The 11,026-nt window shown below is 29.7% G+C and carries 5 protein-coding genes, 2 rRNA genes and 1 pseudogene; all 8 read left to right on the forward strand.

All coding sequences use genetic code 11. From position 1 onward, the window contains the following. Window positions 1-126, forward strand: a 23S ribosomal RNA gene (locus tag INR60_RS17010); the annotation flags it as partial. 113 nt (window positions 127-239) lie between these two features. Continuing rightward, a 5S ribosomal RNA gene (gene rrf / locus INR60_RS17015) occupies window positions 240-356 on the forward strand. Between the two features lie 130 nt (window positions 357-486). After that, window positions 487-1,695 (forward strand): annotated as a pseudogene (locus INR60_RS17020) (SulP family inorganic anion transporter); the annotation flags it as partial. Window positions 1,696-1,970: 275 nt separating this feature from the next. Then, window positions 1,971-3,971, forward strand: coding sequence for a 1,4-alpha-glucan branching protein GlgB (gene glgB, locus INR60_RS17025; RefSeq protein WP_194192684.1), 2,001 nt, complete (start codon window positions 1,971-1,973; stop codon window positions 3,969-3,971). A 17-nt stretch (window positions 3,972-3,988) separates the two neighbouring features. Beyond that, the gene (glgA, locus tag INR60_RS17030) at window positions 3,989-5,422 is read left to right on the forward strand and encodes a glycogen synthase GlgA (protein ID WP_194192685.1); all 1,434 of its coding nucleotides are present in this window, start codon (window positions 3,989-3,991) and stop codon (window positions 5,420-5,422) included. A 39-nt stretch (window positions 5,423-5,461) separates the two neighbouring features. Next, window positions 5,462-7,900, forward strand: coding sequence for a glycogen/starch/alpha-glucan phosphorylase (locus tag INR60_RS17035; protein ID WP_194192686.1), 2,439 nt, complete (start codon window positions 5,462-5,464; stop codon window positions 7,898-7,900). A gap of 216 nt (window positions 7,901-8,116) precedes the next feature. Further along, the gene (locus INR60_RS17040; protein WP_194192687.1) at window positions 8,117-9,277 is read left to right on the forward strand and encodes a glucose-1-phosphate adenylyltransferase; all 1,161 of its coding nucleotides are present in this window, start codon (window positions 8,117-8,119) and stop codon (window positions 9,275-9,277) included. Window positions 9,278-9,299: 22 nt separating this feature from the next. Continuing rightward, window positions 9,300-10,412, forward strand: coding sequence for a glucose-1-phosphate adenylyltransferase subunit GlgD (gene glgD, locus INR60_RS17045; protein ID WP_194192688.1), 1,113 nt, complete (start codon window positions 9,300-9,302; stop codon window positions 10,410-10,412). Window positions 10,413-11,026: the final 614 nt, after the last annotated feature.

Genomic DNA, 11,026 nt, shown 5'->3' on the forward strand with positions numbered 1-11,026 from the left:
CAAGATTAGATTTCCCATAGCGTAAGCTAGTAAGACCCCTTGAAGAACACAAGGTTGATAGGTCAGGAGTGTAAGTGTGGCAACACATTCAGCTGACTGATACTAATAGGTCGAGGGCTTGACCAATTAAAATAGTCAACTATAAATTATGTGCAATTTTCAGAGAACTCCAAATACAAATTTTAATAATTTGCATAAGTTCATCTGACCAGATCTTAAAGATTTGGAGAACACTTAAATTTGGTGATGATGGCGTAGAGGAAACACTCCTTCCCATTCCGAACAGGAAAGTTAAGCTCTACAGCGCCGATGGTACTGCACGGGAGACTGTGTGGGAGAGTAGGACGTTGCCAAGTAAGCTAAAAAGGATAGTATAAACTATCCTTTTTTTATGCGGAAATATAGTTTACAAAAAATTTATACAAGAGGAGGTTTACTTATTAATTTAAGTAGCCTCCATTAACGCGTAAGGGGGAAGTTTTTTTAATGAAAAAACCAAAGTTTTTTTCTATAATAAAACATAGAAAAAAAGAATTAACTAAAGAACAGTTAATGAAGGATATCATCGCGGGGATTATAGTTGCTATAATAGCATTACCGTTATCTATCGCCCTAGGTATTTCTTCAGGAGTAACACCAGAAAAAGGATTAATAACTGCAATAGTTGCAGGTTTATTTATTTCTGTATTTGGTGGAAGTAGAGTACAAATAGGAGGTCCTACTGGTGCTTTCGTAGTAATTGTCTATGGAATAATTGAAAAGTACGGAATAGAGGGACTTATTATTTCAACTCTAATGGCAGGTGTTATATTAATTTTATTTGGATTACTTAGACTTGGAAATCTAATAAAATTTATTCCTAAAAGTATAGTCTTAGGATTCACTTTAGGAATAGCAGTTACATTATTATCAACTCAAATAAAAGATTTATTTGGGTTTGATGTTAAAGAAGTACCATCTGAATTTTTAGCAAAGTGGGAAGTTTATCTTTCAAACTTTACTCACTTGGATTGGATGACACTTTTAATAGGAATTGGCTGCATTGCGCTTATAGTTTTATTCCCTAAAATAAATAAAACTATTCCAGGTTCATTAATAGCATTAATAGTTGCAACTGGTATAGTTAGTATGTTCCATTTACCTGTTACTACAATAGGTGATCAATATGGAGCTATATCATCAAACATACCAACGCCAGCTTTACCGCATATTACTTTAGCTGAAATAAAACAACTTATGTTACCATCACTTACTATTGCATTTTTAGCTTCAATAGAATCATTATTATCAGCAGTAGTAGCAGATGGAATGATAGATAAGAAACATAATTCAAATACTGAACTAATAGGACAAGGTATTGCAAACATAGCATCATCATTATTTGGTGGAATTCCAGCAACAGGTGCTATAGCAAGAACAGCAGCAAATATTAAAAACGGAGGAAGAACTCCGGTAGCTGGAATAATACATGCAGTTACATTAATATTAATTATGAAAATATTTATGCCATTTGTTCAATATATTCCTTTAGTTTGCTTAGCTGCAATACTTGCAGTTGTTTCATATAATATGAGTGAGTGGAGAGAATGTATAAAAATAGTTACAGGAAATAAATTAGATGCTATAGAGCTTATAATTACATTTGTTTTAACAGTTACTATAGATTTAGTAGCAGCTATAGTAGTTGCGATGATATTCCACTTAATTAGAGTTAAATTCTTTAATAAAGAATCAAAAAAAGAAGGCAATAAAGTATTAGCTTAGAATTTAAAGCGATAGAAATTTTTCTATCGCTTTTTTTATACATTTTTATAATCAAATTTCACTTAATAAGTTTGAATACCTCTTTATATAAACGTTTTACTTAGTAAGTTCTATAAAAAATGCAAGATTTATTAATAAATCTTAGATTTTAAGAATAGGATAATAGAAGTTAAAAAGGATAAATGGATTTATGGAGGTTAACGAAGATGAAATTAGAAAAGAAGTCTATTATTAGCGTTGTTGAAAAAGCAAAAGAAAAATATTATGGGAAAAATGACTTAACAGATTTTAATACTTATTTGTTTCATCAAGGAAGAAATTATTCTTCATATAACATATTAGGAAGTCATTTTGTTTTTGAAAATAGTATTTATGGAGTAAGATTTACAACTTGGGCGCCAAAAGCTAAAGAAGTTTTTGTTGTTGGAGATTTTAATGATTTTTCTATAAATGAAGATTATAAGATGAATAGAGTTTCTAAAGAAGGTCTTTTTTCTTTATTTATTGCAGGGATTCAAGAAGAAGCAAAATATAAGCTAGCTATTGTTACAAAAAATAATGAAATTAACTATAAATCAGACCCATATGCTAGAAAATCAGAGCTTCGTCCACAGAGTGCATCTATTGCAATTAGAGAAGTAGATTTTAAGTGGAATGATAAAGAATGGATTAAAGATAGAAATGAAAAAAATATATATGAAAGTCCTATAAATATTTATGAACTACATTTAGGTTCTTGGAAAACTAAAGATTCTAAGTTTTTAACATATAAAGAATTAAGTAAAGAACTACCTAAATATGTTAAGGAGATGGGATACACTTACGTTGAAATAATGCCTATAGTTGAGCATCCTTTAGATGCATCTTGGGGATATCAAGGTCTTGGATTTTATTCTTTAACTACTAGGTATGGTGATATTTCAGGATTTAAAGAGCTTATAGATGAACTTCATAAAAATAATATAGGCGTTATCTTAGATTGGGCGCCAGGCCACTTTTGTAAAGATTCCCACGGACTATATAAGTTTGACGGAGGAGCAACTTACGAATACGAAGAAGAATGGAAAGCTGAAAATAGAGGCTGGGGAACAGCAAATTTTGATTTAGGTAGACCAGAAGTTAAAAGCTTCTTAATTTCGAATGCTTTATATTGGCTTAGAGAATTTCATATAGATGGTCTTAGAGTAGATGCAGTTTCAAATATGCTTTACTTAAACTATGGTAGAGATTTTGGAGAGTGGGTTCCTAATATATTTGGAGAAGATGGAAATCTTGAAGGAATTCAATTTATAAAGGATTTAAATACAGCAGTTTTTAGTGAATTTAAAAATGCTCTTATGATAGCTGAAGAGTCAACATCTTGGCCAAACGTTTGTAAACCGATAGAACAAGGTGGACTTGGCTTTAATTTTAAGTGGAATATGGGATGGATGAATGACACTTTAGAGTATGTTGAGATGGATTCTATATATAGGAAATATCACCATAACAATTTAACTTTTGCTATGATGTATAACTACTCAGAAAATTTTATTCTTCCTATTTCTCACGATGAAGTAGTTCATGGAAAAAAATCATTAGTAGATAAGATGTGGGGAGATTATTGGACAAAGTTTGCAGGTCTTAGAAATCTAGCGTGTTATATGATAGGACATCCAGGTAAGAAATTAACATTTATGGGATGCGAGTTTGGGCAATTTATTGAGTGGAGAGAATATGAGGAACTTGAATGGAAACTTATAGATAAATATCCTATGCATAAGGATACTCAATTATTTTATAAAGAGTTAAATCATCTATATAAAAATAATAAGTCTTTATGGGAACTAGATTATTCTTTTGAAGGGTTTAAATGGATAGATGCAGATAATAATGACCAAAGCGTCATTTCTTTTGTTAGAAGAAGTAAAGATTCAGATGATTTTTTAATATTTGTATGTAATTTTACTAAAAATGTATATTATGACTACAGAATTGGAGTACCAAGTGCTGGTTCATATTTTGAGGTTTTAAATTCAGATGATAAGAGGTATGGAGGGTCAGGACAAGTTATGGAAGGAGAAATTTTTACAGAAGAAGTAGAATTTCATAATTTAAATCAAAGTATAAAGATTAAAGTTCCTCCAATGGGAACTACTATTTTAAAATATGTAAAAGCTAAAAGAGAAGTAAAAAGTGCATTAAAGAATAAAGATATTGAAGTTTAGAAAAGGGGGATAGAAAAATGAAAGTATTGTTCGTAGGTTCAGAGGCAAATCCATTTATAAAGACAGGAGGGCTTGGTGATGTTTTAGGTACATTACCTAAAGCTCTAGTAAAAGAAGGTGTAGATGCAAGGGTAGTTATACCAAAATATAAAAATATAAATCAAGAATTAAAAAGTAAACTTAAATTTTTAAAATGGTTCATGGTTAAAGTTGGTTGGAGAACTCAATATGCTGGAGTATTTGAATACAAAAAAGATGGAGTGACTTATTATCTTATAGATAACGAGTACTATTTTGGAAGAGATGGACTTTATGGTTATTATGATGACGGAGAAAGATTTGCATATTTTGATAGAGCGGTACTAGAGTTTTTAAAAGAGATAGAATATCAGCCAGATATAATTCATTGTAATGATTGGCATACAGGTATGATACCTGTAATGCTTGAAGTAGAGTATGCTAAAGATTTATTTTATTATAATATGAAATCAATTTTTTCAATACACAACTTAAAATTCCAAGGAGTATTTTCAAAAGATATATTGCCTGATTTATTTGGATATGATTTAGAGCCTTACTATAATAATAGTTTAGCTTTTGATGGAGGAGTAAGCTTTTTAAAAGGTGGAGTACTTTATTCAGACAGAATAACTACAGTAAGTAATACTTATGTAGAGGAAATTAAATCATATGAGTATGGGGAGAGGATGGATTTAGACTTAAGAAATAGAAGTTATGCTTTAAGTGGAATCCTAAACGGGATAGATTACGAGGAATTTAATCCAGAAAAAGATAAAAATATCTATAGACATTTTAATAAAAATAATTTAGAAGGCAAAGGGATAAATAAAGAAGAATTACAAAAAGAACTAGGGCTTCCTGTAAATAAAGATGTAGCTATGATTGGTATAGTATCAAGACTTACAAATCAAAAGGGACTAGATCTTATAGTTGAAATAGCAGATAGACTTCTTCAGCATAATATTCAACTAGTTGTAGTTGGGACTGGTGATTATATTTATGAAGAACATTTTAAGGGGCTAGCTTGTAGATATAACGATAAAGTATCTGCAAATATAAAATTTGATAATATGCTAGCACACAAAGTATATGCAGCTAGTGATATGTTTTTAATGCCTTCTTTATTTGAGCCATGCGGTTTAGGACAACTTATATCTTTAAGATATGGTTCTGTTCCTGTAGTTAGAGAAACAGGTGGGTTAAAAGACACAATTTCACCTTACAATAAATATAATGGATTAGGGAATGGTTTTAGTTTTACTCATTATAATGGTAATGATTTATTAAATGTACTTGAATATGCTTTAGAAATTTTTAAAGATAAAGATTCTTGGAACAATATAGTTAAACAAGCTATGGAGTCTGATAATAGTTTTGAAAAATCAGCTAAAGAATATGTTAATCTTTATAGTAATTTAGTTAGAAAGTAAATTTAAGTTACATCATATCTAGAGAGAGGGGGGAGCAGTATGCTAACCATCGACAAACATTCTTTTAAAAAGGCTTATGAAAAAAAGTACCTTGAAATTAATGGTGAAGAGCTATCAACAGGTAGTAATTATAAAAAGTATGAGGCCTTAGGAAATTTAGTTAGAGATTATGTAGCAGAGAGCTGGATGAACACTAACAAAAAATATAATAGTACAGGGGAAAAGCAAGTATATTATTTTTCAATGGAATTTTTGCTTGGAAGGCTTTTAGGTGATGCTTTATTAAACTTAGGAATTAGGGATATATGTAATGAAGCATTAAAAGAATTAAATATAGATTTAAAAGATTTAGAAGACCTAGAACAAGATCAAGGTCTCGGAAATGGTGGACTAGGAAGACTTGCTGCATGCTTCCTTGATTCCATGGCTTCTTTAAATATAGCAGGTCATGGATGCGGGATTAGATATAAATATGGTTTTTTCGAACAAAAGATAGTAAATGGAAGCCAAGTTGAAGTTCCTGATAACTGGCTTAGAGAAGGTAATGTTTGGGAAAAAAGAAAAAATGATAAAAGAGAGATAGTTAAGTTTGGTGGAGAGGTTATAACTCAAAATATAAATGGAAAGATAAAATTTCTTCATATAAATTATGAGCCAATACTTGCAGTACCTTATGATACTCCAATAGTAGGTTATGAAAATGAAACAGTAAATACTCTAAGGCTTTGGAGTGCAGAAACTGTAAGTAATGAATTTGATTTTTCATCATTTAGTAGAGGTGAGTTTTTAAAAGCATTAGAATATAAAAATTCAGTTGAAGCTATATCTCAAGTATTATATCCAGATGATACGCAGTATGAAGGAAAGATGCTTAGATTAAAGCAGCAATACTTCTTTGTGTCAGCTGGAGTACAAAGTGTAATAAGGCACTTTAAAAGACATGGTGGCGATATTTTAGAATTAGATGAAAAGATGGCTATTCATATTAATGATACACACCCAACCCTTGCTATTCCAGAGCTTATGAGAATACTTTTAGATGAAGAGGGATTGCCTTGGGAAGTTGCTTGGAGGATAACTACAAATACTATATCTTACACAAACCATACTATACTATCAGAAGCTTTAGAGAAATGGCCAGTTGATATGTTTAAAAAGCTTCTTCCAAGAATCTATATGATAGTTCAAGAGATAAATGAAAGATATTGCACTGAACTTTGGAATAGTTATATAGGTCAATGGGATAAGATTGCTCATATGGCAATACTTGCTGACGGTCAAGTTAGGATGGCTAATTTAGCTGTTGTAGGAAGTCATAGTGTGAATGGAGTTGCAAAACTCCATACAGAGATATTAAAGAAACAAGAAATGAGTGACCTTTATTATTTTTATCCAAACAAATTTAATAATAAAACAAATGGGATAACCCATAGAAGGTGGCTTATTAAAAGTAATAAAGAATTAACTTATCTATTAAAAGAAACTATAGGAGATAGTTTTATAAAACATCCTACTGATTTGGAGAAATTTGAAATATTTGCAAAAAATAAAGATGTTCAAGAAAAGTTAGCTTCAGTTAAAAGATTAAATAAAGAAAAGTTAGCTAAAACTATTTACGAGATGAAAGGGATTAAAGTTAACCCAGATTCGATATTTGATGTTCAAATTAAAAGAATACATGCATATAAAAGGCAGATTTTAAATTGCCTAAGAATAATGCATTTATATAATGAGTTATTAAAAGATCCAAACAAGGATATAGTACCTAGAACTTTTATCTTTGGAGGAAAGGCAGCACCTAGTTATTATTTAGCAAAAAAAACTATAGAACTTATAAATTCAATTGCAGATACTATAAACAATGACCCTAGAGTAAGTGAAAAAATAAAAGTTGTATTTTTAGATAACTATAGAGTTTCTTTAGCAGAACAGATTATAAGAGCTACTGATGTTAGTGAGCAGATATCCACAACTACAAAGGAAGCATCAGGAACATCTAATATGAAGTTTATGATGAATGGTGCAATTACTATTGCTACTTTAGATGGTGCAAATATAGAAATTAGGGATGAAGTTTCAGATGATAATATAGTTATATTTGGATTAACTTCAAAAGAGGTATTAGATTATTATAAAAATGGTGGGTATTTATCTTACGATATATATAGAAGCGATATAAGAATAAAAAATGTTATAGATGATCTTATGAATGGAAAATATCATTATGATAATAATAGATTTAAGGCTATTTACGAGAACTTAATAACTTATAATGATGAGTTTTTTGTTTTAAAAGATTTTGATGATTATATAAGAGCACAAGAAAAAATAGATTATTTATATAGAGACAAATATAAGTGGCAAGAGATGTGTGGTATAAATATCGCTCACTCTGGGATATTTTCTTCAGATAGGACTATATTAGAATACGCAACTGGTATTTGGGGAACTGAATTGGTTTACAAAAATCTGAAATAATTAATCTAAAATAAAGGCAAATTAAAATAAAAATAAAAAAAGAGATATAAAGAGTAAATTAGAGAATCAAAGAGTTATTTTAAAATAATTATTGATTCTCTTTCCTTTTGGAAAAGATTTCATAAAAATGCTTATGTATAAAGTGAACAGCTCCCTCATATGTTTATATAAGTAGTTTGAATAATAATTTTAAATGTACGAGAGGGGATGGAATATATGGGTAAAAAAGAGATAGTAGCTATGGTATTAGCAGGAGGACAAGGATCAAGGTTAGGGGTTTTAACAAAAAACGTTGCAAAACCAGCAGTTCCTTTTGGAGGAAAGTATAGAATTATAGATTTTCCTTTAAGTAACTGCTCAAATTCAGGAATTTATACAGTAGGAGTATTAACTCAATACAAACCGTTAGAATTGAATTCACATATAGGAATAGGAGATCCTTGGGATTTAGATAGAAGAGATGGAGGAGTTAGTATACTTCCACCATATCAAGAGGAAAAAGGTGGAATGTGGTACAAGGGTACTGCTAACGCTATATATCAAAACATAGAGTATATAGATAGTTATGATCCAAAATATGTTTTAGTTCTTTCAGGTGACCATATATATAAGATGGATTATGATAATATGCTTAGTTTCCATAAAGAAAAAAATGCAGATGCAACTATTGCGGTTATAAATGTTCCTTTAAAAGAAGCAAGTAGGTTTGGAATAATGAATACTAAAGAAGATTATAGTATTTATGAATTCGAAGAGAAGCCGCAAAAACCTAAGAGTACTAATGCTTCTATGGGTATTTATATATTTAATTGGAAAACTTTAAAAAAGCATCTTATAGAAGATGAAATGGATCAAGAGTCAAGTAATGATTTTGGTAAAAATATAATACCTAAAATGCTTGAAGAAAATAGTAAGTTAGTTGCATATCCTTTTAAGGGGTATTGGAAAGATGTTGGAACTATAGAAAGTCTTTGGGAAGCTAATATGGATCTATTAGATGAGGATAATGGATTAGACCTTCACGATGAAGATTGGAAGATTTACTCTGTTAACCCTGTTTGTCCTGCTCAATATATATCAAAGGATGCTAAGATAAAGAATTCTTTAGTGGTGGAAGGTTGTACAGTGCATGGGACAGTAGAAAACTCTGTATTATTCCAAGGGGTAACTATAGGCAAGGGAGCTGTTATAAGAAATTCAGTTATAATGCCAAACTCAAATATTGAAGATGGTGTTGTTATAGATAAAGCAATTATAGGTAGCGATGCATTAATTATGGAGGAATCTAGAATAGGAGATGGTGAAGAAATAGCTGTTGTTGCATCAAAAGAAGAAATATCAGCTGGTAGTTTATTAAGTGGTAGAAAGACAGTATAGAAGAAAGAGAGGGTGGTAAAATATGAAGAGGAATGATTGTTTAGGAATTATAAATTTAGATGAAAATGAAAGCAGAATGGGAGAGCTTGTAAGGAAGAGGCCTCTTGCGTCTGTTCCAGTTGCATCTAGATATAGAGTTATAGATTTTGTATTATCTAATATGACTAATTCAGGTATAGAATGTATAGGGATATTTACAAAAAATAAATCAAGATCATTAATGGATCATCTAACGAATGGTAGACCGTGGGACTTACACAGAAAGAAAAATGGTTTAAAGGTTTTTAACTTCGGTTATGAAGACCCAGCTTATGATGATGTGCACAGTTTTGCAGAAAACCTTGCTTTTGTTAAGTATAGCAAAAAAGAATATATAATTTTAGCCCCAGCTTATATGATTTGTAATATAGATTATAACGAGGTTATAGATTATCATAAGAAGAATAGTAACGATGTAACAGTTATATATAAGAATGTAGAAAATGCTGATAAAGAATATTTAGATTGTGATATATTAAATATAGATAGTTATAAAAGACTTGTAAGCGTTGGAGAAAATATAGGTAAAGAAAGTACTGCAAATGTAAGTATGGAAATGTATGTTATGAAAACAGCTTTATTTAATGAAATAGTGCACGAATCTATAAGAAGTGGAATGTATAGAAAAATTAAGCAGTATGTAAATGCTAATTTAGATAAATTAAAAGTTAGTACATTTAAATTCGATGGATATTTAAGTTGTATTAATTCCTTAAGTTCTTATTATAAAACTAATATGGATTTTCTAAAAGAAGAGGTAAGTTTAGAATTATTTAATTCTGAAAGACCTATCTATACTAAACCTAAAGATGAAAGCCCAAGTAAATTTACAGATGATAGTGATGTTAAAAATTCAATTATAGGAAATGGATGCTATATAGAAGGTGAAGTTGAAAATAGTATTATTTCAAGACGAGTAAGAATTGGAAAAGGTGTAAAAGTTAAAGATTGCATTATAATGCAAGATGCTGTTATTGAAAATGACTCAGAACTTGAAAAAGTAATTGCAGAAAAAGGAACAGTTATTGGATATGAAGAAAGATATATAGGTTCTAAAAGATGGCCAATAGTTATGCAAAAAAGAAATGAGTTATAAAAATAAGATTAAATTTAAAAAAGCTCAAACTAATTATAAGTTAGTTTGGGCTTTAATTTTTTTTTATTAAGTATAAATTATATTATTTTTTGACAAAATAGTATTAGCTTAAACTATGAAATAAGAGTATTTATTTTAAATACATAAAAGTTATATTACAAATTAAACCATAAAAAGGTATATTTGATAGAAAAATATCGAATACATATCCACGTGTATCATTCTGAGAAAAATTAAGTAAAAAAGAATTATAAAGAGTATTTTAAGAATAATTTTTCTAAATAAGTAAATATGACTTTAGATGGCGGGTTTTGTATGTTATTATAAATATCGTCGCTGAGACAGACGAACATTGTTTTGAAAGTGTCTTAGAGATAAAGATTTTTTCTGAAAAAACATTTTAAAAAAAGTGTTGACAGAAAAAAACTTAAATGTTAAGATAAGCAAGTCGCTTGAGTGCGACAGAGATTAAATGGTCTTTGAAAATTGAACAGATTTATATAATACAAAACCAGCAATTCTTTTTACGAATTTAAGTTTTAAGAGTACAGATTAAACTTTTTATTGAGAGTTTGATCCTGGCTCAGGACGAACGCTGGCGGCGTGCCTAACAC

Origin of the sequence: Clostridium chrysemydis (assembly GCF_015234215.1) — a bacterium.
GTDB classification, from domain to species: Bacteria; Bacillota; Clostridia; order Clostridiales; family Clostridiaceae; genus Clostridium; species Clostridium chrysemydis.

Coding starts and splice junctions, on each gene's coding strand:
- glgB (WP_194192684.1), top strand. CDS start 1,971: ATGAAATTAGAAAAGAAGTCTATTATTAGCGTTGTTGAAAAAGCAAAA.
- glgA (WP_194192685.1), top strand. CDS start 3,989: ATGAAAGTATTGTTCGTAGGTTCAGAGGCAAATCCATTTATAAAGACA.
- INR60_RS17035 (WP_194192686.1), top strand. CDS start 5,462: ATGCTAACCATCGACAAACATTCTTTTAAAAAGGCTTATGAAAAAAAG.
- INR60_RS17040 (WP_194192687.1), top strand. CDS start 8,117: ATGGGTAAAAAAGAGATAGTAGCTATGGTATTAGCAGGAGGACAAGGA.
- glgD (WP_194192688.1), top strand. CDS start 9,300: ATGAAGAGGAATGATTGTTTAGGAATTATAAATTTAGATGAAAATGAA.